Here is a 24,921-nt window from a genome sequence, read left to right on the forward strand (position 1 = left end):
ATCTCAGCCTGCGGATTCGCCTGGAAACCGGAAACCATCGACGACAACTCGTCAAGTCCATATTTTGGTGAAGAGCCTATTTTATACATTTATAGAAAATTTATTCCCTTACCATCCTATCATGGTTCTTTAGTACCCGTATAGTTGCTTTCTTTTGTCTTTTTTCTGTCCTGAATCCGGATGATTTTTGGACAGAAGTGATTAAAAGGATGAAAAAAACAGTTTCATGCTTTATAATATGAATTATTAATGGTTGGTACGTACACTGTGGTGCTGTTCAGCTTAAGTTCTTTGGCCGGAAGCTGAACAGAACCGCTCTGGATATGAAGTCATTTTTGTTTATACAGCCAGTCTGTTGCAACGATTACTTCCTGTCCTTCCTGTATTATTTTGCTTTTTCCTATCTACAGTACTAGTTTATGCCAAAAAACCATTTTTTCTAAAGCAGCTATAAACGCCGCATTTACATTTCAAGAAGGAGAGATATTTACGATGATTTACAAAGTTTTTTATCAAAATAATTTCACAGAAGCTCCTGTACGGGAGAACACCCATTCACTATACGTAGAAGCAGATTCTGAGCGGGAAGTCCGCCGCAAACTCGCCGATAAGCAATTTAATATTGAATTTGTTCAGGGGCTTACTGAAAAACAGCTTGAATTCGAAAAAAGATCTGAAGACTTCCAAGTGGAGAACCTGTAACGTATGAAACAAATAAAACAAAATCAAGTTGCTGTTTTTGCCCTGGGCGGGTTAGGCGAGATCGGCAAAAATACGTACGTGGTTCAATACCAAGATGAAATAATCGTGATCGATGCCGGGATTATGTTCCCGGAAGATGATCTGCTTGGAATTGACTATGTTATTCCCGACTACACATACCTGGTGCGAAACAAAGAAAAAATTAAAGGTGTGTTTATCACCCACGGGCATGAAGACCATATCGGCGGCGTGCCGTTTCTGCTGAAAGAATTAAACGTCCCTATTTACGGCGGACCATTGGCAATTGGGCTGTTAAAAGGAAAGCTTGAAGAACGCGGGCTTTTACGCAAAGCAAAATTAAATACTATCCAGGAGGACCAGCCTGTTGCTTTCAACCATTTAAAAGTGGATTTTTTCCGGACTACTCATAGTATTCCTGATTCTCTGGGTATCAATGTCCATACTCCGGAAGGAAATGTCGTCCATACCGGCGATTTCAAATTCGACTTCACACCTGTAGGCGAACCGGCCAATCTGGCAAAAATGGCTGATATCGGCGAAAAGGGTGTGCTCTGCCTGCTCTCGGACAGCACGAATGCGGAAGTTCCAGGGTTCACTGTATCCGAACGAAAAGTCGGGGACAATATTCGTTCCATCTTCCGCCAGGCCAAAGGAAGAATTATCTTTGCTACATTTGCTTCCAACATCTACCGTCTTCAAAAGGCAGTTGATGCTGCTGTAAAGGACGGCCGTAAAATTGCTGTATTCGGCCGCAGCATGGAATCATCCATTACGATTGGCCAGGAGCTCGGATATATTAATGCACCAAAAGGAACGTTTGTTGAGCCTTCCCAGCTAAATAAACTGCCGGACGATCAGGCAGCTATCTTATGTACCGGGAGCCAGGGAGAGCCAATGGCAGCCCTCTCCCGCGTAGCTCACGGCACGCACCGCCAGATTCAGATTATTCCCGGAGACACTGTCGTATTCTCAAGTTCTCCTATTCCTGGAAATACGACTTCCGTGCACAAAATTATTAACCAGCTCTACCGGGCAGGCGCACGTGTCATTCACGGATCGTTGAACAACATTCACACTTCCGGCCACGGAAGCCAGCAGGAACAGATGCTTATGCTGCGCTTAATGCGTCCGAAATATTTCATGCCGATTCACGGCGAATACCGGATGCTGAAAATGCACTCGAGGCTTGCCCGTGACTGCGGGGTACCGCTTGAAAACTCCTTTATTATGGAAAATGGAGAAGTTCTCGCCCTGACCCGGGATAGTGCCTCTGTCGTAGGCAAGGTGCCTTCCGGTGCTGTTTATGTCGACGGCCACGGCATCGGCGACATTGGTAATATTGTCCTCCGGGACCGCCGCATTTTATCCGAAGAAGGTCTCGTCGTAGTCGTCGTGAGCATCGATATGAAAAACTTTAAGGTGTCAGCAGGTCCGGACTTAATCTCACGCGGCTTTGTTTATATGCGTGAATCTGGAGATTTAATTAACGATGCCCAAAAAACATTAAGTAAGCACCTGGATGAAGTGATGAAGCGTAAAACCAGTCAATGGTCTGAAATTAAATCCGAAATTATCGACAGCCTGGCACCTTATTTATACGAGCGTACGAAACGGCGTCCAATGATTCTCCCTATCATTATGGAAGTGTAAATCATTTCCACCCTGCCTCCGCTATCAATGCGGAGGCTTTTTTGTGTAGATTTTTCGTTTGTTTTTCGTTACAATGGTGATATTGAAAATCATTATCATTTAAACAGGAGTGATTCATATTCAGTTGCATTTACATAAAATCATTGGACGATGGGCTATTTTTACAGCTGGAATTGCTATGCTCGTTTCCTGCAGCAGCGAAGAAAACAATTCTTCCGCAGACAATTCAGAAAGCAGGGAAGAAAATAGAGCATATGAAACAGAGAAAGGCGAGGTTTCTATCCCATCGGATCCTGAAACTATCGTGACTGATTATTATGCCGGGGAGCTGCTGGCAGTTGATGCCGATGTTTCCGGCTCCGGCCCCGACGCTTTTACCAACCCTTTTCTTAAAGATCAGCTGAGCGGTGCAGAGGATATCGGAGCCCCGCTTGACCCCGAACAAGTACTTGAGCTTGATCCGGATTTAATTGTGGTCATGTATGACGACAATTATGAACAGCTGTCGCAGATTGCACCTACAGTTCATATTCCCTACAATCCCGATACAAATGTCCAGGAAACACTTGATACCTTTGGAGAATTGACAAATAATCAGAAAGAAGCTGAAGATTTTAAAGAAACCATTGAGGAAACCGCAGCGGATGCAAAAGAGCGGCTTGAGGGAACCATAGAAGAAGACGATACTTTTGGAATTTACGAATTGACCAACAATAACGACCTTTATGTTTTCGGGGCAAATGGCGGGCGTGGCGGCCAGGCTATTTATAATGCCCTTGATTTGAACGCCCCCGAAAAAATTCAGGAGGAGGTTATGGGAGAAAACGCGCAGGAAGTTTCCATGGAGGTGCTTGAGGAATACTCGGCTGATCATATGTTTATGACTGTCTATGACCCGGAGGACACTGGTAAAAGCAAGGAAAATATTCAGCAATCCGATGTTTGGGCGAACCTGCATGCTGTCCGGAATGATCAGTTTTATTTTCTTGATTTTGACACCTATTATCCGTACGATCCCATTTCCGTAAATGAACAAATTGATTTAATCGCCGATGAACTCACTGAATAATACGCCGCTTTCATACCTAAAAAAGCCCTCCGGCACTGCCGGGGGCTTTTAATTAATGATAGACATACAGCTCTTTGATAATAAGATCCAAAGGATTTTCAGCCATGTATGTTTTCATCTGGGCGATTGTATCATTGCGATTGTCTTCAATACTCTGCAGGGCTTCGCGCAGTGTCTCTTCTGTAAGCTTTTCTTCTTCGAGAACGGCTGCATACCCTTTCTCCTGAAATGATTCGGCATTCAGGATCTGGTCTCCCCTGCTTTGGGCGCGCGTTAACGGCACAATCAGCATTGGCAGATGCAGCGTCAGAAATTCAAAAATAGAATTAGAGCCGCCTCGCGTAATGATTGTATCTGTGGCAGCCAGCACATCCGGCAGTTCTTCATTGACGTATTCGAACTGGCGGTAGTTCGGCTGGTTTTCGAGACTTTCATCTGTATGACCTTTACCGCAAAGATGCACTACCTGATATTTGTCCGTAAGCCAAGGAAGTGCAGCCCGCACCGTTTCATTAATTTTTTTTGCCCCAAGGCTTCCTCCCATAACCGTAAGTACCGGCCGGGAGTCCCCGAACTGAAGAAAATCGAGTCCTTTTCTTTTATCTCCGCGCGTGATTTCTTTACGCACTGGAGAGCCGAGAGCTTTTGCTTTTCCGGAAGGAAAATGAGCTGTCGCTTCGTCGAACGAGGTGAATATTTTTGTCGCAAACCGCTGGGCGATTCTATTGGCAAGTCCTGGCGTGATGTCACTTTCATGAATAATGACAGGGATATTTAATGTTTTAGCCGCGATAATCACCGGTACAGTGACGAAGCCGCCCTTGGAAAACACTACATTCGGTTTAACCTTTTTTAAATACTTACGAGCTTCGAAGCAGCCTTTCACCACACGAAAAATATCAGTAATGTTCTGCCAGTCTATGTAACGGCGCAGTTTACCGGAGCTGATAGCATGGTAGCGTATGCCTCTTCGTTCGATCAGCTCTTTTTCAATACCTTCTTTTGAGCCAATATAGTAAATGTCCCAGTCGCTTTGGTCGAGTTCATTAATCACAGCAATATTCGGCGTAACATGACCGGCGGAGCCGCCGCCGGTAAATACGATCTTTTTCTGCATTTTCCTCATCATCCTATACGTCATTAAGTCTGTGGGGGAAATATTCTCCCGTCTTTTATAATATCATACGCTTACGAAGGTGTAAGTTGTTTCGATAATAAGGAAAACATTTCATGCCAGTATTTTTCCGTCCGGAGCCTTTCTTCTCTTAAATGCTCTTCCACGACTTTTCCCTCCAGCTGCTCATGATGAAGAAAAACTACATCCTGGGTTACAATTAACTGGCTTCCATTTAAAATAGAGTTAATTTCCACGGTGATTTTTTCATCCTGGCCGCCTGTTTCTTTACGAACAAGCGTTTTTTTGATTCGTTGTGGCGGATCTATTTCCAAATATTTCCCATGCGCCCGGTACGTTTCCTCCTGGCTTTCATTCACCACACTCCATGCGCCGCCTTCTGATACATCAGCCTCTGCTTCTGCTTCTTTTTCTCCCCCTGACGGAAACATCCACGTTTTCATCAGTTCAGGATTGGTCCAGGCTTCATACACCTGTGCGGGCTCGGCATGGTGGATGTGGCATCCTGCCTGTGCGATAATTCTACTGTACTTTGCCATAATCAATGTCTCCTTTACAGGTTACTTTTTACCCCATTCCCCAAACGAAAGCTAAAAAAACGCAACTCGGAGGAAGGGCGTTCCCATTGTTTATCTTAATAGGGGCGCGGGTATAGCGTAGTAGTTCTAACCAAGGGAGTGAATAAATATGGCTAATATGGAGTTTAACGTAGAAGGAAACGCCAGAAACTTTCAGACTGACCTCACTGCAGGCACTCATGAAATTACGATCGACGAACCGGAAAATCTTGGCGGAAGCAACCAGGGCATGGACCCCTTGTCTGCTCTTCTTTCTTCTCTGGCAGGCTGTGAGAACGCAGTGGCTAATTTCGTGGCAAAGGAAATGGATTTTGACCTGCAGGGTATTTCATTTCAGATAAATGGAAATATTGATTCAGAAGGCATGATGGGCAACCCTGATGTACGTCCATATTTTCAGGCGGTTTCGGTAAAAGCGAAAGTCCGGACATCTGAAAGCGATGAACGCATTAAAGAGCTTCAGGAGAAGGTTGATGCCCGCTGCCCGGTGTTTACCACTCTATACGCCGCCGGTGTGGAAATGAATGCTGACTGGAGCAAAGCTTAATCAAAAACCACAAAACACGCCCGGTTTATTTATCCGGACGTGTTTTTTCATGCGCATTGCTTTTGATGTGCCCTGGCACCTCCAGGCGCTCTCAGGAAGAAAATTTTTGTGCCAATGGATAAACTCCAAGGCTCTGAATAATAAGGGACAACACAATAGCTGCAAACGTCAGGGAAACAACCAAATCCGCACTGCTGGTGGACTGCGCTTCGATACTCAGCAGCAGGGCCACAGAAACAGTGCCTTTAAGCCCCGACCAGGTCATCATAAATACAGATGACCACTGGAATCGTTCTTTGATATGCGGGGATAATTTTAAAAAACCGCCTAATACAACAAAGCGGACGATTAATGAAATAATAAATATTCCAATCGCAAGCAGCCAGTGCCCGAATGCAAGATAATCCGCTGACTGAATACCAATCAATAAAAAAAGCAGGGCCAGGACAGCCGGCTCCACCACCTTCCAAAAACCGTCCAAATAGGAGTGAAGCTCCTCCTCCTTTTCAGATTTCTGGAAGGCCCGGGAAAGCATAATACCTGCGGACACGGTGGCTAAAACACCTGAGACCCCCAGGCCCTCCGCAATATAAAAGCCCCCGTAGGCAAGAATCACACTGAGCATCACCTGATACACATGGTTATGCATGATATGAACCGCTCTGGTAACGAGCCATCCGCCTGCTATACCGACAGCCACACCGCCAAGCGACACTAACAAAAACTCACCCAGAAATGAAAAGAGGGAAAAGGGTTCATTGTACAAAAACATGGAGGAGGCAATGCCGAACAATACTACGCTGGTGCCGTCATTGATCATCGATTCCCCTTCCACGATCTTTGGGATATCCGACTCCCCAAATACATTCTCGAGAATAGCCGTTACAGATACAGGGTCTGTCGGTGTCAGTATTGAAGCGATTAAAAATGCCGACACAAACGAAAGGCCGGCAGCAGGGCCGCCCACAAGATATATAAGCACTGCCATTAAGAATACGGTAGCCATCAGGCCAAGCGTTCCGAGTGTGGCAATTGGCCAGACGTTTTTCTTTAATGAACGTATCGGAAAACTGTAGGCAGACACAAATAATAATGCCGGCAGCAGCAGATCAAAAATTATATCATGATTCAAACCAAGCCTGTTAAAAACAGGAACGAAGGAGAGCCCGAGTCCCACAAGCAGAAGCACCATCGGTACCGGGAAATAATTGCTTTTTACATCAAATATATAAACAATCAGTCCGATGGCTAACAGTATTACAAGCAACGATGCATACAGCAGCATGTGACCCACCTCCTGATATAATATATGCAGCCAGTTCCTTATTTACCCTTTGTACGTATTGAAAAACTAAAAAGCCCTTCCGCATTACAATGCGAAAAGGCCCAATCATTTTTCAGTTATCATCAATCCACCGCGACTCGAGTCTTGCAATGTCCCCATCTGCGCCAACAACAATCAGAATATCCCCCTCGCTGATATCCACCTCGGGCCGCGGGGACACATGTACGTCCTCCCCACGTTTAATGGCCAGTACGTTACATTGATACGTTTCGCGTATATCTAAATCGAGCAGTGATTTTCCGTCAAGCAGCTGCCCGGCTTCGAGTTCCACGATGCTGTAGTCCTCGGAAAGCTCAAGATAGTCAAGCACGCTTTTAGAGACAATGCTGTGTGCTACTCTTACTCCGATATCGCGCTCCGGATGAATTACTTCATGAGCGCCAATGCGCCGGAGTACTTTTTCATGATAGTCATTTTGTGCCTTTACCGTAATGTGCTTGACGCCAATTTCATCAAGCACGATGGTCGTCATAATGCTTGCCTGAATATTATCCCCGATGGCTACAATGACATTGTCAAAATTACGGATACCAAGACCTCTCAGCGCCTTTTCATCCATACCGTCCGCGATAACCGCCTGGGCGACAACCTGGGCAAATTCATTGACCCGGTATTCATTAGAATCAATAGCAAGCACATCCATCCCTTCATCGGCAAGGGCATTGCATATGCTTCCTCCGAACCGTCCGAGGCCAATGACTGCAAACTGTTTCTTCATTCCGTTCTCCCCTATTCTTCTCAAGTCCTTCAGCTTTTTTGACGAGCCTCTTCAGGCCGGAAAATGGGCATTCAGGTATTCAGCGTGTCCTGCCCCGGCTTCCAGTTCGCCGGACACATTCCACCCATCTGCAGGGCCTGCAGTACGCGAAGCACCTCATCCACGTCGCGGCCGACATCGTTGTGATGAACCATCGAATACTGCAGTTCCCCATCCGGATTAATAATATACAAGCCACGCAGCGCTACTCCCTCTTCTTCGATCAACACACCGTAATCCCGGCTGACCCGGTGATTTGTATCTGCTGCAAGCGGAAATTTCAGCTGTTCAAGGCCATTATCCTCCCGTGTCATATTGATCCATGCTTTATGCGAATGGATCGTGTCTGTCGAAACGCCGATAACTTCTGTATCGAGTTCTTCAAACTCATCGTAATGGTCACTCATTGTCGTAATTTCCGTCGGACAAATATGAGTGAAATCCATTGGATAGAAAAAAAGCACCGTCCACTTATCTTCATTCATCACTTGTTCAAGGCTGATCGTGCCAAACGAGGTGTCCGGCATGACGGCATTCATCTCGAAGCGCGGAGCCTGCTTTGCCACCATACGCTTTTCACTCATGCATTCCACTCCTTTAGTAATTACGGTCCTGCATTCTATCCTTCATTATATGGATCGCCAATTTTAAAGTCAACGAAACGCTTCCCTCCTGTTTTTGCGACGGTTTAATTCATAACTTTTACATATTTTTTAGCACTACCGGTTATGTTATACTAATCGGGTTAATTGGAAACTACAGGCTGGGGAGTGTTATAAGTTGAATATGGATTCATTTAATGAAGGGGTTTTCTGGACAGCTGCCATTATTTTAATTGTGCAGTTAATCGGTGTGCTCATCGGCTATATTATAGTACGTGCCATCGGGAGTAAAATTATCCACCGCGCCTTTAACCGTATGGAAAAGCAGCGGAATATGCATCCGGGCAGGGTTAAGACCCTTTCGAGGCTCGCTATCAGCATCTTTACTTACATTTTGTTATTTATCGTAATTACCATTACTTTAGGTTTGTTTGATCTTGATATTGCTCCGTTGATCGCCAGCGCCGGGATTGTCGGACTTGCGATTGGTTTCGGGGCCCAGGGCCTTGTCAGCGACGTCGTTACCGGATTTTTTATTCTGCTTGAAAAGCAGATTGACGTTGAAGACTACATTGCGATCGCCGGAATAGACGGAATCGTCGAGGAGGTTGGCCTGCGCACGACTCAAGTGCGTAGCTTTGACGGTACGCTGCACTTCGTACCAAACCGGGAGATAAGTATTGTGAGCAATTATTCGCGCGGGAATATGCAGGCCATTGTCGACATCGGCATCGCTTATGAAGAGAATGTGGATAAAGCGATTGCTGTCATTCAGGGAGCCTGCAACCGCGTAGCTGAGGAGCAGGGTATTTTCAAAGAAGGCCCTGACGTTGTAGGAGTAAACGCCCTTGGCGCTTCGGAGGTAACGATTCGTATTATCGCCAAGACAGAGAACATGATGCAGTGGGCTATGCAGCGGGAGCTGCTGAAGGCCTGCAAAGAAGATCTTGATGCCCATAATATCGAAATTCCTTACCCGCACCAGGTGAACGTCAGCAAAGAAGCATAAAGCAAAAAAAGACGGCGGAGGCTTTCAAAGCCCTCGCCGTCTTTTATCGTTTATTACCTGCTGTGCAGAAAATCAGTGAAAAACTTTAACGCAGTGTCCATCGCTTTTTCGGAAGGGCTGATCCGGTTGTCATGCAGCCCGTACGGCGTGTCCACCCCGAGCCAAACCATCGTCCCCGGAATGTCCCGGAGAAAATAGCCAAAGTCTTCACCGGTCATTGCTTCCCGGCTCTCCACAAAGTTGACCTCCCCGTGGCTCTCTGCAAATGCAGCCAGTTCAGCTGTTTTAGCTTCATCGTTATACACCTGGCAGTAATTCGCCCCCCAGTCCACATCTGTTTCACAATGGAAGGAAGCTTCCACCCCTTTCAGCATTCCGGCTATTCTCTCTTTAATCAGCTTCATGTTGTCCATCGAAAAGGTGCGGATCGTTCCTTCCACCCGGGCGGATTCCGCAATAATGTTCTGCTTCGTTCCTGCTTCAATCGTACCGATGGTTACAACGGCCGGATCGAGTGGATCAATGTTTCTTGCCACGATTGACTGAAGCTGAGTCACAAAGTGGCTCGCTGCCACTACCATATCCTCTGTCTGGTGGGGACGTGCCGCGTGTCCGCCCTTGCCTCGGAAATTAATAAACAATTCCGAGGTATTGGCAAACAGTACTCCCGGCTTTGTCGCAACCGTGCCCACCGGGTGCTCCGGAGCGATATGAAGCGCATAAATTTCGTCCGGCTTCCACGCCTTGAATTCCCCGGAGCGGAGCATCGGCTCTGCTCCCCCCGGTCCTTCTTCTGCCGGCTGAAACAGCATCACCACGTTTTGAACCGGCCGGTGCTCCGCAAGGTTCTGCAGTATGCCGAGCGCAATCGCCATGTGCATGTCGTGTCCACAGGCGTGCATCATCCCCTCGTGCTCGGATGGAAACTCCAGACCTGACTGCTCCTGGACTGGCAGGCCGTCCATATCCGTCCGGTAGCCAACTGTTTTTTCCGGGTCAGAGCCTTCAATGCGAACAAGAATACCGGTCTTCCACGTTTTATATGACAGGTGTTCCTGCGGCAGAGCTCGAATCACATCAAGCAGATACTGCTGCGTTTTAACTTCTTGAAACCCCGGCTCCGGAATGCGGTGCAGATCGCGGCGGAATTTCGTTAAGTCAGTTGAAGTCATTACTGCACGCTCCTTTCTTTCAGGGCGTTCATTTCTTCTGCAAGGGTTTCAATAAAGGTATCCACTTCAGCTCGCTCAAGGGTCAGCGGCGGCAGAAGGCGGATAATACGCTGCTGTGTAATATTAAACATAAACCCTTTCGCAAGCAGCTTCTCCTGCAGTGTTTTGACGAATGAAGCATCGGCATCCAGCACTACACCAATCATCATGCCGAGCCCCCGGATTTCCTGCACAAATCCTTCGCTTTCCTTTTTCCAGTCTTCGAGACGGGACCACAAGTATTCAGCCCGTTCACGCCCCTTCTCCAATTCCTTTTGATCATACAGGACGTCGAGCACCGCATTTCCCATCGCGGCGCTGAGCGGTGAAGGTCCGAAGGTCGTGCCGTGATCGCCCGGGTGAAATACTTCCTGCACATGCTCTCCTGCAATCATTCCTCCAAGCGGCAGACCGCCGCCGATGCCTTTGGCAAACAAAATAACATCCGGCATAATATTTGCCCGCTCGTAGGCGAAAAATGTTCCGGTGCGCCCGATGCCAGTCTGAATTTCATCCACGATAAACAGCACATTGTATTTCTCACAGAGAGCTTTTGCTTCTTCCATAAAGGAAGGAGAAACCGGCTGAATACCGCCTGAACCTAGAATCGGCTCGAATAAAAATGCGGCCGGCTGCTTCGTCTTAAGCACTTCTTCAAGCGCCTCCAGGTTTTCTGCTTCCACTTCATACACAGGATAGTCCGCTGCCGGAAAATCCTGATAAATTCCGGGCTGGCGCGTCAGCTGAATAACGCCCAGCGTCCTTCCGTGAAAGCTTTTTTCGAGAACCGCGATTCCTTTTTTCGGGATTTCCTGACTGCTCCCCCATTTATGCACAAGCTTGACCGCTGCTTCAGTGGCTTCCGCTCCGGAGTTTGCAAAGAATACCTTTCCCGGAATACTGAGCTCAATCAGCCGTTCCGCCAGGCGGACGGCCGGTTTGTTAATAAACATATTGGAAATATGCAGAAACTGGTCTGCCTGTTCCTTCAGCTTATCAAGCAGATAAGGATGTGAATGACCAACAATATTGACGGCCAGACCGGTAAATAAATCGAGATATTTTTTTTGTTCGCTGTCGTATAAGTAATTGCCTTCCCCTTTTTCCACTACAATTGGAAGACGCTGATACGTAGACATCATATAGTGCTGATCTTTTTCAAGCCAGTTCATGCTGTTTGCCCCTTTCGCGTAAATGAAAAAGAAAGGCCCCTTTTGGAACCCGTCCCAAAAGGCAGCCTTTCACCGTTACGTTGTTGCGTTGTTATTTTAAGCGGCGCAGTTCCTGTTTAATTTCTGTTTTTCCTTTTGTCTGCTCGTCAATTTCTTTGATGACGCGTGCAGGTGTACCTGCAACGACCGTATTTGGCGGCACGTCTTCGGTTACTACGGCGCCTGCAGCTACGACTGCTCCTTCACCGACAGTGACTCCTTCAAGGATCACGCAGTTGGCACCAACCACAACGCCGTCTTCAACAATGACCGGCTGTGCGGATGGCGGCTCAATGACGCCGGCGAGAACTGATCCTGCGCCGATGTGGCAGTTGTTACCCACAGTGGCACGTCCGCCCATGACAACGTTCATGTCGATCATCGTGCCTTCTCCGACAACGGAGCCGATGTTAATGCTTGCGCCCATCATGATGACGGCGCCTTTACCAATTTCCACCTGGTCGCGGATGATCGCGCCCGGCTCAATGCGTGCTTCGATGTCTTTCAGGTCAAGCATCGGGATCGCGCTGTTTCTGCGGTCGTTTTCTACGACAAAGTCTTCAATTTTGTCTGCATTCGCTTCGATGCCTTCTTTAATATCTTCCCATTCACCGAACAATACTCCGGTGTTTCCTGTAATAAACCGCTTCGTTTCATTTCCAAATCCGATAGAGTCCAATTCGCCGGTAATATGTACTTTAACCGGAGTGGATTTCTTACTATCTGAAATGAACTGGATAATTTCGTTTGCGTCCATTTGATTCATGTTTTACATCCTCCTTCAAATTTCTCTTTCCTAGATTATCATATCGCCCTTTGAAAGCAAAATGATAGTGGCATCTTTTTTCTGTTCTTCTGCTATTTTCTTTCTTCTGGAAAAGCCTTACAATGAAAATAATAAAAGGAGGCATACATATGGGTAGAACAGCTGACATCTGTGACGAATACGGAAACGAGGTTTTTGTCGCCAATGAACCGTTTTTATCGCACGGACCGGCACTTTCCTTCGAGGGTCCGGTGGAAACAGTACGGGTATTTGAGGATAACGTTCTAGTTGAGCAGGCGCTTGGTGATATTCCCGCCGGCAGCGTCCTTGTGGTTGACGGAGGCGGTTCATCCCGGCGCGCTCTCCTTGGGGACAACCTGGCAGAAATTGCTGTTAAGCGCGGACTCGCAGGTATTATCGTGAACGGGGCCATCCGTGACAGCGATGAACTGCGCGAAATGAATATCAGGGTTTTTTCCCGTTTCACCAACCCACGGAAGTCCGTCAAGGAAGGACGCGGTGAGCGCTCCATTCCAGTCGATTTTGCCGACGTCACCTGGACGCCCGGGGACTACGTCTATGCCGACAGCGACGGCATTGTGCTTCTCCCTGCCAAAACCTAGCCCGCCTCCACCGGCATAAGACGGCGGACGCTTGTAAGTGTAACTATTAACAGAAGCAGACCGCCGGCAATGACACCGATCCAGCCGGCTATGGGCCAAAGAAGTCCAAAATAAATACTGCTGAGACTTCCACCCAGATAATAAGAAGTCAAATAAAGTCCTGAGGCACTCGCCCGGGCTTTTTTGGCGTTTTTTGTTACCCATGAGCTTGAGGTGGAATGCGCAAAGAAAAAGCCAAAACTCAGTACTGCAAGCGATGCAATAACCACCCACAGCTGCGGTACAAGCGACAGCATCAGCCCGCCGACCATTATGAAAATGCCGGTCTGCATACAGTCTGTCTGTTTAAAGCGCTGCGTCAATTCCCCGGCAAGGCTCGAGCTGAATGTGCCCGCCCCGTATGTTAAAAAGAGCAGGCCCAGGACCGCCGTGCTGACGAAAAAAGGGTCCCCGTCCAGGCGGTACGTAATAAAGTTAAACGTACCGATAAACACGAAGAAATTCAATCCTCCGATAATATAAGCGAGCCGCTGGACTGGATCTTTAAGGTGAAAAAGCGCATTTTTCCACGTATCACTCCACTCCAGAGGCTTTGGCTTGAAGTTTTTCGAAGCCGGAAGCAGAAGAATCACGAGCACCGCCAGCAGTACGCTTGCCCCGGCCATGAAAAAATAAGCCGTCCGCCAGTCAAACCAATCAGCAAGCACGCCGCTCATCACTCTTCCACCCATACCCCCAAGACTGTTCGCACTCACGTAAAATCCCATCGCTACTGTCATCGCCCTCGGCGTGAATTCTTCCCCGATATAGGACATAGCCGCAATGGGAATACCGGCAAGCCCGACTGCCTGTACCATCCGCAGCAGCAACAGCAGCCAGAAGGAGCCTGCAAACGGGATGAGAAGCGTAGCTATTGTCCCCCAGATCATTGCGTACACGATGATTTTTCTTCTCCCTTTTGCGTCGGATATCGCGCTGATAAAAAAGAAGCTTACTCCAAGCATCAGCAGCGACAATGAAATGACAAAGCTCGCTGTCGCTTCGCTTACATTGAATTCTCCGGTAAACAATGGAAGCAGCGGCTGCGGGTAATACATATTGGCAAAAATGAGCAGGGATGCAAGCCCGAGGGCAATAGAGGCCCTCCAGAACGTTCCAGTATGCCGGTCGATCATAAAGCATTCGTCCTTCCGTCTCGTTCGTCGTTTCTGCTTGTATTATACAACCAGTATGTACGATTCGTTCCTTTTTATTTTACCCGTTTTGGCTCGTTATATGCTTAGCATTATCCAGTTCTTAGAAAAATGGCTCCTGATACAGCTGAAGACCCGGGCGCTTTTCCCGGCGCCGGGTCCTCGTGTCAGCTGCGTGTCGTTTTCAGATACGAGCGCGCAATATTTCGTACATTGGGATTCCAGTGAGCCATGCATCCGGCCATTGCCCGTTCCACGTGCTCCGCTGCTTCGTCTTCCCAATAGCCGTTGCTATTCTCATGCTCTGCTGCTTTTCCAAGATATTCAGCTGCCACTCTGGCAACTCCTTCTTTTTCTTCTCCATGTACCCTAAGTTCCACTTTGTCCCCAAGTCTGATGCTTGTAAACAAAGACATCATGCCGAGTACGCTTTTTCCATTTGCGGAGGTTCTCCGCTTTTCAAAAAATACATCTGCTTTAAATGTTTCCAGTTCATGCACAAACGACAATACTTGACTGGCATTCAGTCCACGGGTTAACACGAATGTTTCCACTCGTTCCATCGAATGCATCGGCTCCTTTTTTACATACATATTCCATCTGACAAACATTCTTATTATAACATGTGCGTTTTGTTTGCCAACCGTGAAGCACGCTTAATTATTGTCGGACATGTGATAATTTTCTTCAGGTGACTTTTCAATATAAATAGACTGTGTTGGATAGGCAAATTGAACGCCCTCCTCCTGGAGAATACGGATAATTTCAAGATTCAGCTCTTCTTTTATCTCCGCCCATTCCAAAAATGCGGTCGTTTTAGTAAAGCAGTAAACCCAAAGATCGAGCGAGGAGCTGTTAAATTCTTTAAATTGCACAAGAATCAGTTCTTTATCAATGTCATCACGGTTATTCAGCATCTCCTCAAGACGCTCCCGCAGCTGCAGCACCTGCTCCCTCGGCGTCTGATATTCAATGCCTAGCGTCATATCTATTTCCCGCTTACGCATTTCACTCCAGTTCGTAATCGCTTCGTGGGCAAGTGTATTGTTTGGGACGATGACGATTGAGTCAGCGAAGGTACGCACCTTCGTGCTCCGAAATGAAATATCTTCCACAATTCCTTCCACCGTCGGCGTATAAATCCAGTCGCCCCGCTTAAACGGGCGCTCCACTACAATAATTATGCCGCCGATGAAGTTAGCCACCATGTCCTGGGCGGCGAGAGCAAAAGCCAGACCGCCAAGGCCGAGACCTGCTACAAAGCCGTTAATATTAAAGCCCCAGGATGAAAGAATAATAGTGAATGCAAGCGCCACGATAATGATCCGCAGCACCCGGGAAAGAAAAGGTACCAGCATGTTATCCTCTTTACCCTCGAGCCGTTTAATCATCGGGTTAAAGAGCATCGAAGACGTGTTCAGAAGCTTGTATGTGCCCCATGCTACGAGCACGATTAAAATTGAACCGTACAGGCGGTTGATGATTGTCATGGAATCCCACGGTATAGGCAGATACAGAAGCGCTAAGTATATGCCGAACACGGCGAAAAACATCCGGATCGGCCGTTCAAATGATACTAAAACATTCGTGAACAGCTGTGATCTCGATTGGTGAGTCATTTTTAAAATGAACCTGAAAATGTATTTAGTAAAAAGCTTCCGAAAAGCAAACACGAGAAGTGCAATCAAAACGGCTACGCCTATATCAATCCAGGGCAGCTCCACAATACGTGTCTGCCATTCCATCCAAAAGTCTGCATATGCCTGCATGAACATCCCTCCACCTTTGTCCCGTTCTCTCTATATTTTAATGCTGCCGCCAGGCAGTTTACTTCAGGGTCCCTGCTTTTCGCATTTGTGGATATCTTTCAAACCTAAGGTATGGTAGCATGTAAGTCGGAAAAAGACATCATCACAAAGAAAGGTTTAGATAGTCGCATGGATTTACTTATTTTACTGCTAATTGGTTTTGCTGTAAATACGCTCATATACCAGCTTGCCCGTTTGACGCAAAAAGTCTCCGGGCGAAGTCTTCCACTTCTGGGTATCACTTACATTGCTTTTTTCGGAGCGCTGTCGCTCGGCATTTTTAATCAGGGACCGCTCGGCTTCATTCTTTCCAACCTCAGTCTTGGCATGCTCGCCTTTTGTTTATTTCTATTCCTTCAGCAGCGGAAAGAAAAACAGCAAAAGGAAAAGTAATTCACTTTTTAATGAATATGTATCGCGATCGATAAAAATTTCTGTTTCGGCCGCTGGTGCTTATACGTCTTTAGTATCTCCGGCAGAAAGCCGGCACCGGCAAGGCCTTTAAGCTTCACCGCCCAGAGGAAATTGAATGGCCAGCATCAATCCCTGCTTTCCCTGCTTAAATTAGACGCCGAAGGATTGACACCGTTCTTTTCCTATTGTATATTATTTCTGTCGCTTCATTCCACATCATTTGTTCCGTTAGCTCAGTAGGGAGAGCGCCACCTTGACAGGGTGGAGGTCACTGGTTCGAGCCCAGTACGGGACACCATAAATAATAAACTACAGCAGGAGCCTTTGGCTTCTGTTTTTTAAATTGCACTGCCCGGGCTGTTTATCGCCGCCACTTTCTTTGGTACATCTATTACTCCCACCCATTATTTTACAATAATTAGTGCGTCTCATAAAATTTATGTATATTCTTGTGCCACCCTTTTGGATCCTCTGCTTTTATTAAACCGTTCGAGGGTATATTATGATAAACAAATACTAAAAGGAGGAATACGGGTGAGTTCATCATCAATAGACAGTTCGAATTTCGTCGAGGTGTATTTTGACCCTTCCGCCATTCCGCTTTTTGAACTGAATGGATTTCAGAGCGAGGGCACCTTCGAAGAACATTCCAGCTACGTTAAAGCAGTAGTGTCATCGGAGAACTACGGTATTGAAGAAGCGGGTATCTACTTCTATCAGGAAAAAGCCAGGAGCACTTCCGGGGGCAGCAGAACCATCTTTGTTCCTATGCGTTTTATTCTTACTGTAGTGGAGCATTCCGAATCCCGGGGCCCTATCGGATATACGGATCCAAATACTCTTTAGCACAGCCAAAGGCAGAAAGCTGCGCGCTTCTGCCTTTTTACCGCAGAACATATATATGACGCCCAAGCTGGATAATTTCTTCGTTCTCAGGAAAATAAACCCGCTCAAACGTCGGATGAAAACCGCTGTCCTGCATGGAGTGTATATCGGCGACCCACCCCTCTTCCCCCGGCCAAACAAGGCAATGCAGCATGTGCCCTTCACTACAAATAATTACCTGCACCTGGCGAATATGCCGATCAATATAAACGACCCCCATGGCGTATACCCCCTTAATGACAATATACCCATTCGAGGTGAATCAAGACGTATTTCCCGATTAATTATTTAATATTTTTTCAAAAGAAAGAAGCGCCGCAGCGGGCGCTTCTTTCTTTATTCTATAATCCCAGTATATCGCCGAATGTACTTTGAAGATGATTCCGGACGATATCCATATCAAATTCTTTCTCTTCTTCACGGCTGTACATTCTGCCGTTCTGAACATATATGACATCGAGCTCTTTCGTAGTATCATCTGTACTCTGCGTTACTTCAATATGACAATTGTCGTCATCTGTTCGGGTTTCAAAAAGCAATTCGCGGTTATCGATAGTCATATAGCTGCGGTGCTTCGAACCATAGCTGCTGAACGAATCGTTTTTCACTTCGCCGATCTCTTTGTTCAAATTATTAAAGTACTTGGCAATTTCCCAGTTTACTTCGTTCATAATGTTTGCGTCTTCATCTGTTTCCAGGTATTTTACTGCTTTAGCTACGAACTCATCTTCAAAACTCATTGCCATCACCCTCTTCTTTAAAGTAATTCCCCATTCTACAGGTTATACGGCTTCTCCACTACGGCAGCGGAAAAATTATGTAAAAAATATTTATTAAAAAGAGTTATGTTAACTGCTCATAAAAACAGTTAACACAATTTATTTCACTTCTACTACATACACACCGGCGTCAACATATCGGATAAGCATCAACTGTCCGTTGCCCACCATCGAATCAATAGTTTTTAAGGCAAAAGAACTGTCAATGCTGTTTCTATCTTTTAATATAGCGGCGACATCTTTATTAGTCAGCGGCTTTTCATTATCCTGAATAATATTTTTTATTGTTTTTGCCCCTCTGGTCTGTAATATAATGTTCACCCCTTTACTTATCATTAATGTTCTATTTCCGAAAAGTCTCCGGGGTAATCATCAAATTATTACAACTTTTAAATATGGCGGAGAAAACTACCGGTCGCTCTCACGCAGGTGGTTTTCTTTTTCCTGTTTAACTTGTAATTTCCCTCTTCGTATAGCTTCCGTTATGATTAAACACAGCGCTCCGGCCAATACATGAATGGATGCCCACACATAGCTTTGCAATACCAGCCCGACAATTATACCGAGGCCGATATTCCATATACCGATTATAAGCCAGAATAGAATAAAATAACTGTTTATTGTTCTTCGTTTCATATCTGACATCCTTTAATGTTTTTCTACAAATTACCATATTTATGTGTAAAAGTCATTTTTCATGCTTTTGACAGCGTTATCATCCCTATTGCACATCCGTCATGTTACACTATTCTTATCCTGAAAAAAAGAGGTGCTCAGATGAAACAAATGCAGTTAGGCAGCAGTTCTCTTCACGTATCCAATATAGCACTCGGGTGTATGCGCATGAATGAGCTTTCTATCGATGATGCTGAAAAAGTTTTCCGCACTGCTCTTGAGGCAGGGGTGAACTTTTTTGATCATGCCGACATTTACGGCGGCGGCGATTCTGAAGACATTTTTGCCAGAGCGGCCGGCATGAACGATGACCTCCGTGAAAAAGTGATTCTTCAGTCCAAAGCCGGCATCCGTGGGAATTCTTTCGATTTTTCCAATTCCCATATCTTAAAAACCGTCGATGAAAGCCTGAAGCGCCTTCAGACAGATTATCTGGATGTACTGCTTCTTCACCGTCCCGATGCGCTTATGGAGCCCGAAGAAGTCGCGGAAGCGTTCGACAATCTCCGGGCCTCCGGTAAAGTCCGGCATTTTGGTGTCAGCAACCAGCATCCAATGCAGGTTGAGCTTTTAAAGCAGCACGTTAAGCAGGACCTGATTGCCAACCAGCTGCAGTTCGGTTTGATGCACTCCCTCATGATAGACCAGGGATTGAATGTAAATATGAAAAACGATGCCGCAGTGATGCGTGAAGGCGGGCTGCTTGAGTACAGTCAGTTGAACAGTATGACTGTTCAGGCCTGGTCTCCTTTTCAGTACGGCATGATGGAAGGCGTTTTTGTCGGCAATGACAAATTTCCGGAAGTAAACAAAAAACTCAGCGAATTGGCCAAGCGCTACGACATTACTGAATCTGCGGTAGCGGCTGCCTGGATTCTGCGTCATCCGGCCCGCATCCAAACCATTGTCGGAACGATGAATCCAGAACGACTGGCAGGTATCGCCAAAGCTTCTGAAATCACTCTGACACGTGAAGAATGGTATGATCTCTATCAGACAGCCGGCAATGAACTCCCCTAACAATAAAGACCCCTTTTCCTTTATTCAGGAAAAAGGGGTCTTTCTTTATGCTTTCGCTGCTTCTGTGCTTTCATTTTCTTTGTTCTTTCTGATCTTTTTAATATTAAATCGCATTACGATCATAGCCGCCAGGGCGACTACCAGAAGAATATTAAACAGGTAGAACGATAAGACGTAGCTTCCTGTTGCCGAAACGATGCTCGAAACAGCTGTCGGCCCGGCCACACCGGCAAGAGCCCAGGCGGTTAAAAGGAATCCGTGTATGGCTCCGAGCTGTCTCGTACCAAACAGATCACCGATATACGCCGGTAGACAGGCGAAGCCGCCACCGTAACACGTAATAATAATGAATAAGAGAATTGCGAGCAGCACAACGTTAGTCGTTAACGGCAGTAGGAAAAAGGCAACAATCTGAATAAGAAAGAACAGCGTAAACGTGTTCGTTCTTCCAAGATAGTCCGAGAGTGACGCCCAGACAATCCTTCCACCTCCGTTGAAAAAGCCCATTACGCCGACGATGGTAGCTGCTACAGCTGCGCTTGTTCCAGTGATGGACTGAGTCATGTTTGATGCGACTGCAAGCAGCATGATGCCCGAAGAAATGTTAATAAACATCACGAGCCACAGCAGGTAAAAACGCATTGTCCGGAGTGCTTCTTTGGCTGAAAGCTGTGCCAGGTCTCCGCCTTTTTGGTTTGTTTTAAGGTCTTCCTTCTTGTAGCCTTTAGGCATCCAGTCCTTCGGCGGCTTCTTCATATAGCTTGCCCCGGCAAGCATAAGAATGAAGTATGAAGCGCCCAGAATATAAAATGCTCCCGGTATTGACACTGCGTTCATGAGCCATTCAGCTACGGGACTTGTAATCAGCGCCCCGGCGCCAAATCCCATAACTGCCATGCCAGTAGCCATCCCTCTGCGGTCCGGAAACCACATAACTAGCGTAGAAACCGGGGATATGTACCCGATACCAAGACCAATGCCGCCGAGAACACCATAAGAACCAATAAATAATGGCAGACTTTCAAGCTGGACCGCAAGTCCGGCCCCCATTGTCCCGGCACCAAACAGCACGGCTGCAATGGCAGCTGAAATTCTCGGCCCGTATTTTTCCACAAAAAAACCTAGTGAAGCGGCCGACATCCCCAAGAAGAAAATTGCAATGGTGAATGCGAGTGTTACGTCGGAAATGTTCCAGCCAAGTGAATCATTCAGCGGGTTCTGGTACACACTGTACGCATATACTGAACCAATCGATAAATGAATCGCTACAGCTGATAAAGCCATCAACCAACGATTTCGATCTGCTTCCATAATTAGTAAGTCCCCCTTCTGTAATAATACAATCCTCTCATTCCCTCTGAATGTGCATTCAAACGGTCATCCCAAAAAAATTGTAAAAATTATTTATTAAGAATTGCTTTAAAATAACGAAAAAAAGCACCCGGATGGATGCTTATACTTCGTCGGCATACACATTATCCAAACGGACGCTTTTTCCAGTTCTACTGCTTTCATAAACAGCTTCAATAATCCGGGTGACCCGCAAAGCCTGCTCGGGCTCAACAACGACCTCAGCCTGCCCCAGACATGCCTCTATGAAATTCTTTGCTTGCAGCACGTCTTCACGCTCAGAGTTTGTTAAGTGCGGCTCCGTACTCATCATCGAACCGAATTTTGACTGGTAAAGCTCGAGCGGAAAGACCTGGAGTCCTCCATCCACCCCGGAAATGCTTAATTCTTCTTTATCTTCTTTTATATTCGCTGCCCAGGATGACTCCAGGAGCAGCGTCATACCATTTTCAAACGTAATATAGCCAGTCACATGGTCCTCCACGGAAAAGCTTTCAGCATCGATCGCTCCCCATTCATTAATCTGGCCAGGAGTTTTACTCAGACGGTCGTATGTTCTTCCGTTCACTTCTACCGGCTGTGGGTCATCCAGAAGCCAGAGAGCCAAATCCAGCAGATGACAGCCGTAATCAATCAGACTGCCTCCGCCCTGAAGTTCTTTATTCGTAAACACGCCCCACCCGGGCACCTTCCGTCTTCGCATCGCCTGAAGGCGTACAACCAGTGGATCGCCAATTTCGCCCTCCTGCACCATCTGTCTCGCCGTACGGGACTCCTGCATGTAACGGTAATGATAACCAATCGTTAACACAGCCCCTGAACGCCTGGAGGCGTCAATCATGTCTCTGCATTCAGCGGTGGTCATCGCCATCGGTTTTTCACAGAGCACGTGTACTCCTGCTTCAAGTGCCTGCACGGCAAGTTCTGCATGAAATTTATTCGGTGTACAAATGATGACCGCTTCAACATGGGCAAGCAATTCCTCCACCGTGCCGTATACAGCCGGAATATCAAATGCTTCAGCAGCCGCTCCTGCTTTACTGAGTTCTGTATCAAAAACAGCGGCTATGTGTGCGGTTTCAATTTGCTGAAAAGCGGGCAGGTGTCTGCCCATGGCAATGCCACCTGCACCAATAATGCCTATCTGCAGTTTTCTCATCAGTCCCGTACCTCCGCATCTTTACCCGAGATGGCCTCCAGCGGCCTGGCATTACCATAAACAGGTACTGGCGTATTTTTCGGGGCCGACCACCGGGCAGCGTTTTTAATTACCGTTTGAATGTCTTTATTGTAGTATGTTGGATACGTTTCATGTCCTGGACGGAAATAAAATATCTTTCCCCGCCCCCGGGTGAATGTTGCGCCACTGCGAAATACTTCCCCGCCCTCAAACCAGCTGATAAACACGAGTTCATCCGGTGCGGGGATATCAAAATGCTCGCCGTACATTTCCTCTTTCGGCATTTCAATATACTCTCCCAGGCCTTCCGTAATCGGATGTCCAGGCTCTACGACCCAGAGACGTTCACGCTCGTCTGCTTCCCGCCATTTCAGGTCACAGCCTGTACCCATCAACGTTCGAAATATTTTTGACAGGTGGCCGGAGTGAAGCACAATAAGCCCCATCCCGTCCAGCACACGCTTCTGAATACGCCTGACAATAGCGTCCTCTACCTCGTCATGAGCAATATGGCCCCACCATAAAAGCACATCGGTGTCGTTTAACACTTCCTCCGTCAGTCCGTGCTCCGGCTCATCGAGTGTTGCTGTGCGTACAACGTCCGCCTCTTCTCCCAGAAAGTCAGCCAATGCGCCGTGGATCCCCTTTGGGTACACCTTTGCAACGTCCGGATTCTTGTTTTCGTGCCTGTTTTCGTTCCATACGGTAATGTTCATGCCGTACCTCCTTTAGTCGTTAAACGCTTACTGAATACGTTACCAAAACCATCTAAATATTATTAATCCGGCTCGAGATTATTAAACCGCTTCCATTTCATAGTAACCCAAAACGTTTCGGATCGCAATCTTCAATTGCTTTTTTATTAAAACAGGCAAAAGCCTTTTCGGGCTTTTGCCTGTAAATCAGGACCTCTTTAACGGCGATGTATGGGAATAAATTTTCTTATATGCCTGAAATGATTGTTCATATATCAGTGACTGATCAGGATCCGGGTAAAACGTTTCGCTTTCTTTGACAAACATCTTTTTACATTCCTCCAGCGTAGCAAACCATCCTGTGCCGTAGGCTGCAAGCATTGCGGCCCCGAGCCCCGGTCCCTGCTCATGAGCGAGCTTGCGCACAGGGCATCCGAAAGCATCCGCCTGCATCTGAAGCCAGAAGGAGCTTTTCGCTCCCCCTCCAATGGACACAAGGGAATCTATCTGAAAGCCCTGCTGAAGGATGATTTCGTGAGACTCCTTTAGAGAATACGTGATCCCTTCCATCACGGCCCGGACGATATGCCCTCTCGTATGACGGATATCGAGGCCAATAAAGCTGCCCCTGATCCCTGCGTCCATGTACGGCGTTCTTTCACCGGTCAAAAACGGGGTAAACAGCAATTGGTCCGCCCCTGCCGGCACCTGTGAAGCCCGTTCAACGAGCTGTTCAATCGTTTCGTCAAAAAACAAGTTGTCCTTTACCCACTGCAGGCTGTTCCCGGCGGACAGAGTGACTCCCATATAATAATACTGGTCCTTTGATGCGTGATTAAAATAATGCAGTCGTCCATCCGGCACTGCTTCTCCGTGATCCGGCACCAGAAGCACTCCGGAAGTTCCTATACTTAAAAGGCCTTCCCCGGGTTCTGTAATTCCGCTTCCCAAAGCACCGCAGGCGTTATCGGCCCCGCCGGCTATAACGTTCACACCCTCGTGCAGCCCCGTCTGTGCTGCCGCTTCCTTAGTGAGGGTCCCCGCGCTTTCATGGGATTCTATCAGCGGAGGGCAGAAGGAGGCGGAGAGATTAAAGCCTTCCTGCATCGTCCGGCTCCACGTTTTTTCTTTCACATTCAGCAGAAGCGTCCCGGCAGCATCAGAGAGCTCCATCTGCATACTGCCTGTCAGCTGGTACCGCACGTAGTCTTTTGGCAGTAGAAAAGATGCTGCCCTGCTCCAAACATCCGGCTCATTTTCCTGCACCCAGAGCATTTTCGGAAGAGTAAAGCCTTCGAGAACTGTGTTTTGCGTTGCCTCAATCAGCTCATTCTCCCCGATTGTACGACGGATCGTTTCGCACTGCTCCGACGTTCTTGTATCATTCCAGAGTATAGCCGGACGCAGCGGCTGACCGCTGTCGTCCAGGAGCACCAGGCCGTGCATCTGCCCGGAGAAGCTGAGGCTTTCCACTTCCTCTGCCTTTATTCCTGTCTCCTCGAGCAGTGCATGAATTGATGCTTTCGTCTGCTCCACCCACTCATCAGGGTTCTGCTCAGAATGCCCTGCTGCCGGCTGCTGGACAGACAGTGATTTTGATACAGAGGCTGTCACATCCCCATTCCGGTTCACAAGCAGGGATTTCACTGCACTCGTTCCTAAATCGACCCCTATTACGTAAGTCATGCCAGCACCT

28 protein-coding genes and 1 tRNA gene are annotated in these 24,921 nt (G+C 47.2%); 10 read left to right on the forward strand and 19 right to left on the reverse strand.

The features are described from left to right. Positions 1–492: 492 nt before the first annotated feature. The 3 genes from ACTTK7_RS06145 (at position 493) to ACTTK7_RS06155 (ending at position 3,442) form a co-directional block, all read left to right on the forward strand. Complete coding sequence (locus tag ACTTK7_RS06145; protein ID WP_462866654.1) at positions 493–702, forward strand: DNA-dependent RNA polymerase subunit epsilon; 210 nt, start codon at positions 493–495, stop codon at positions 700–702. Between the two features lie 3 nt (positions 703–705). After that, entirely contained in the window at positions 706–2,373 is a 1,668-nt protein-coding gene (gene rnjA, locus ACTTK7_RS06150; protein ID WP_462866656.1) for a ribonuclease J1, read from the forward strand. A gap of 124 nt (positions 2,374–2,497) precedes the next feature. Beyond that, positions 2,498–3,442, forward strand: a complete 945-nt coding sequence (locus ACTTK7_RS06155) for an ABC transporter substrate-binding protein (RefSeq protein WP_462866658.1) — start codon at positions 2,498–2,500, stop codon at positions 3,440–3,442. 52 nt (positions 3,443–3,494) lie between these two features. Here the strand turns inward: ACTTK7_RS06155 and ACTTK7_RS06160 are convergent, their stop codons facing one another. Together ACTTK7_RS06160 and ACTTK7_RS06165 are read right to left on the reverse strand one after the other, a co-directional pair. Continuing rightward, positions 3,495–4,559, reverse strand: coding sequence for an undecaprenyldiphospho-muramoylpentapeptide beta-N-acetylglucosaminyltransferase (locus ACTTK7_RS06160; protein ID WP_462866660.1), 1,065 nt, complete (start codon positions 4,557–4,559; stop codon positions 3,495–3,497). A gap of 71 nt (positions 4,560–4,630) precedes the next feature. Continuing rightward, on the reverse strand, positions 4,631–5,116 hold the full coding sequence (locus ACTTK7_RS06165; protein WP_462866662.1) for an SRPBCC family protein: 486 nt from the start codon (positions 5,114–5,116) through the stop codon (positions 4,631–4,633). Positions 5,117–5,264: 148 nt separating this feature from the next. Here ACTTK7_RS06165 and ACTTK7_RS06170 point away from each other — a divergent pair, with 148 nt between their 5' ends. After that, on the forward strand, positions 5,265–5,702 hold the full coding sequence (locus ACTTK7_RS06170) for an OsmC family protein (protein ID WP_462866663.1): 438 nt from the start codon (positions 5,265–5,267) through the stop codon (positions 5,700–5,702). A 91-nt stretch (positions 5,703–5,793) separates the two neighbouring features. Here the strand turns inward: ACTTK7_RS06170 and ACTTK7_RS06175 are convergent, their stop codons facing one another. The 3 genes from ACTTK7_RS06175 to ACTTK7_RS06185 all read right to left on the reverse strand — a co-directional run bounded on the left by ACTTK7_RS06175 (position 5,794) and on the right by ACTTK7_RS06185 (position 8,388). Continuing rightward, complete coding sequence (locus tag ACTTK7_RS06175; protein ID WP_462866665.1) at positions 5,794–6,987, reverse strand: cation:proton antiporter; 1,194 nt, start codon at positions 6,985–6,987, stop codon at positions 5,794–5,796. Positions 6,988–7,099: 112 nt separating this feature from the next. Then, on the reverse strand, positions 7,100–7,765 hold the full coding sequence (locus ACTTK7_RS06180) for a potassium channel family protein (protein ID WP_462866667.1): 666 nt from the start codon (positions 7,763–7,765) through the stop codon (positions 7,100–7,102). A 71-nt stretch (positions 7,766–7,836) separates the two neighbouring features. Next, positions 7,837–8,388, reverse strand: a complete 552-nt coding sequence (locus ACTTK7_RS06185) for a peroxiredoxin (RefSeq protein WP_462866668.1) — start codon at positions 8,386–8,388, stop codon at positions 7,837–7,839. 202 nt (positions 8,389–8,590) lie between these two features. On the opposite strand from ACTTK7_RS06185, the gene ACTTK7_RS06190 reads away from it, so the two are divergent. Further along, positions 8,591–9,415: a mechanosensitive ion channel family protein gene (locus ACTTK7_RS06190; protein WP_462866898.1), complete on the forward strand. Its 825-nt coding sequence runs from the start codon at positions 8,591–8,593 to the stop codon at positions 9,413–9,415. 53 nt (positions 9,416–9,468) lie between these two features. On the opposite strand, the gene ACTTK7_RS06195 is transcribed toward ACTTK7_RS06190, so the two are convergent. From ACTTK7_RS06195 to dapD, 3 genes are all read right to left on the reverse strand, one after another. After that, positions 9,469–10,587 carry an N-acetyldiaminopimelate deacetylase gene (locus ACTTK7_RS06195; RefSeq protein WP_462866670.1) on the reverse strand — a complete coding sequence of 373 codons (1,119 nt, stop codon included), beginning with the start codon at positions 10,585–10,587 and terminating at the stop codon, positions 9,469–9,471. Beyond that, positions 10,587–11,798: an aspartate aminotransferase family protein gene (locus ACTTK7_RS06200; RefSeq protein ID WP_462866671.1), complete on the reverse strand. Its 1,212-nt coding sequence runs from the start codon at positions 11,796–11,798 to the stop codon at positions 10,587–10,589. Before ACTTK7_RS06200 ends, ACTTK7_RS06195 begins: the two co-directional genes overlap by 1 nt. Positions 11,799–11,889: 91 nt before the next feature. Then, positions 11,890–12,603: a 2,3,4,5-tetrahydropyridine-2,6-dicarboxylate N-acetyltransferase gene (gene dapD / locus ACTTK7_RS06205; protein WP_462866672.1), complete on the reverse strand. Its 714-nt coding sequence runs from the start codon at positions 12,601–12,603 to the stop codon at positions 11,890–11,892. 149 nt (positions 12,604–12,752) lie between these two features. On the opposite strand from dapD, the gene rraA reads away from it, so the two are divergent. Further along, entirely contained in the window at positions 12,753–13,226 is a 474-nt protein-coding gene (gene rraA / locus ACTTK7_RS06210) for a ribonuclease E activity regulator RraA (protein ID WP_462866673.1), read from the forward strand. On the opposite strand, the gene ACTTK7_RS06215 is transcribed toward rraA, so the two are convergent. From ACTTK7_RS06215 to ACTTK7_RS06225, 3 genes are all read right to left on the reverse strand, one after another. Then, the gene (locus ACTTK7_RS06215) at positions 13,223–14,401 is read right to left on the reverse strand and encodes an MFS transporter (protein WP_462866674.1); all 1,179 of its coding nucleotides are present in this window, start codon (positions 14,399–14,401) and stop codon (positions 13,223–13,225) included. The two genes, rraA and ACTTK7_RS06215, sit on opposite strands and share 4 nt — an antisense overlap. A gap of 185 nt (positions 14,402–14,586) precedes the next feature. Then, entirely contained in the window at positions 14,587–14,982 is a 396-nt protein-coding gene (locus ACTTK7_RS06220) for an HPr family phosphocarrier protein (RefSeq protein ID WP_462866676.1), read from the reverse strand. A 93-nt stretch (positions 14,983–15,075) separates the two neighbouring features. Next, on the reverse strand, positions 15,076–16,188 hold the full coding sequence (locus tag ACTTK7_RS06225) for a mechanosensitive ion channel family protein (RefSeq protein WP_462866677.1): 1,113 nt from the start codon (positions 16,186–16,188) through the stop codon (positions 15,076–15,078). A 168-nt stretch (positions 16,189–16,356) separates the two neighbouring features. Between ACTTK7_RS06225 and ACTTK7_RS06230 the strand changes: the two genes are divergently transcribed. The 3 genes from ACTTK7_RS06230 to ACTTK7_RS06240 all read left to right on the forward strand — a co-directional run bounded on the left by ACTTK7_RS06230 (position 16,357) and on the right by ACTTK7_RS06240 (position 17,487). Next, positions 16,357–16,620, forward strand: coding sequence for a hypothetical protein (locus tag ACTTK7_RS06230; RefSeq protein WP_462866679.1), 264 nt, complete (start codon positions 16,357–16,359; stop codon positions 16,618–16,620). A gap of 243 nt (positions 16,621–16,863) precedes the next feature. Continuing rightward, positions 16,864–16,939 (forward strand) — tRNA-Val (locus tag ACTTK7_RS06235). A 236-nt stretch (positions 16,940–17,175) separates the two neighbouring features. Continuing rightward, positions 17,176–17,487 (forward strand): hypothetical protein, encoded by a 312-nt coding sequence (locus tag ACTTK7_RS06240; RefSeq protein WP_462866681.1) that lies wholly within the window; start codon positions 17,176–17,178, stop codon positions 17,485–17,487. Between the two features lie 37 nt (positions 17,488–17,524). On the opposite strand, the gene ACTTK7_RS06245 is transcribed toward ACTTK7_RS06240, so the two are convergent. The 4 genes from ACTTK7_RS06245 to ACTTK7_RS06260 form a co-directional block, all read right to left on the reverse strand. Next, positions 17,525–17,746 (reverse strand): hypothetical protein, encoded by a 222-nt coding sequence (locus ACTTK7_RS06245; RefSeq protein ID WP_462866683.1) that lies wholly within the window; start codon positions 17,744–17,746, stop codon positions 17,525–17,527. 121 nt (positions 17,747–17,867) lie between these two features. Then, on the reverse strand, positions 17,868–18,266 hold the full coding sequence (locus ACTTK7_RS06250; RefSeq protein WP_462866684.1) for a DUF3942 family protein: 399 nt from the start codon (positions 18,264–18,266) through the stop codon (positions 17,868–17,870). Between the two features lie 138 nt (positions 18,267–18,404). Further along, a complete protein-coding gene (locus tag ACTTK7_RS06255; protein ID WP_462866686.1) occupies positions 18,405–18,626 on the reverse strand; it encodes a hypothetical protein in 222 nt (73 codons plus the stop codon). An 87-nt stretch (positions 18,627–18,713) separates the two neighbouring features. Continuing rightward, entirely contained in the window at positions 18,714–18,941 is a 228-nt protein-coding gene (locus ACTTK7_RS06260) for a hypothetical protein (RefSeq protein WP_462866688.1), read from the reverse strand. Between the two features lie 141 nt (positions 18,942–19,082). Here ACTTK7_RS06260 and ACTTK7_RS06265 point away from each other — a divergent pair, with 141 nt between their 5' ends. Next, entirely contained in the window at positions 19,083–20,000 is a 918-nt protein-coding gene (locus tag ACTTK7_RS06265) for an aldo/keto reductase (RefSeq protein WP_462866689.1), read from the forward strand. A gap of 45 nt (positions 20,001–20,045) precedes the next feature. Here ACTTK7_RS06265 and ACTTK7_RS06270 read toward each other — a convergent pair whose 3' ends face one another. The 4 genes from ACTTK7_RS06270 to xylB form a co-directional block, all read right to left on the reverse strand. Then, entirely contained in the window at positions 20,046–21,311 is a 1,266-nt protein-coding gene (locus ACTTK7_RS06270; RefSeq protein WP_462866690.1) for an L-lactate MFS transporter, read from the reverse strand. 142 nt (positions 21,312–21,453) lie between these two features. Beyond that, the gene (locus ACTTK7_RS06275) at positions 21,454–22,509 is read right to left on the reverse strand and encodes a Gfo/Idh/MocA family protein (protein WP_462866692.1); all 1,056 of its coding nucleotides are present in this window, start codon (positions 22,507–22,509) and stop codon (positions 21,454–21,456) included. Further along, positions 22,509–23,246 (reverse strand): ThuA domain-containing protein, encoded by a 738-nt coding sequence (locus ACTTK7_RS06280; RefSeq protein ID WP_462866694.1) that lies wholly within the window; start codon positions 23,244–23,246, stop codon positions 22,509–22,511. Before ACTTK7_RS06280 ends, ACTTK7_RS06275 begins: the two co-directional genes overlap by 1 nt. 186 nt (positions 23,247–23,432) lie before the next feature. Continuing rightward, on the reverse strand, positions 23,433–24,911 hold the full coding sequence (xylB, locus tag ACTTK7_RS06285) for a xylulokinase (RefSeq protein WP_462866695.1): 1,479 nt from the start codon (positions 24,909–24,911) through the stop codon (positions 23,433–23,435). Positions 24,912–24,921 lie beyond the last annotated feature (10 nt).

This window comes from Marinococcus tarijensis (assembly GCF_054971385.1).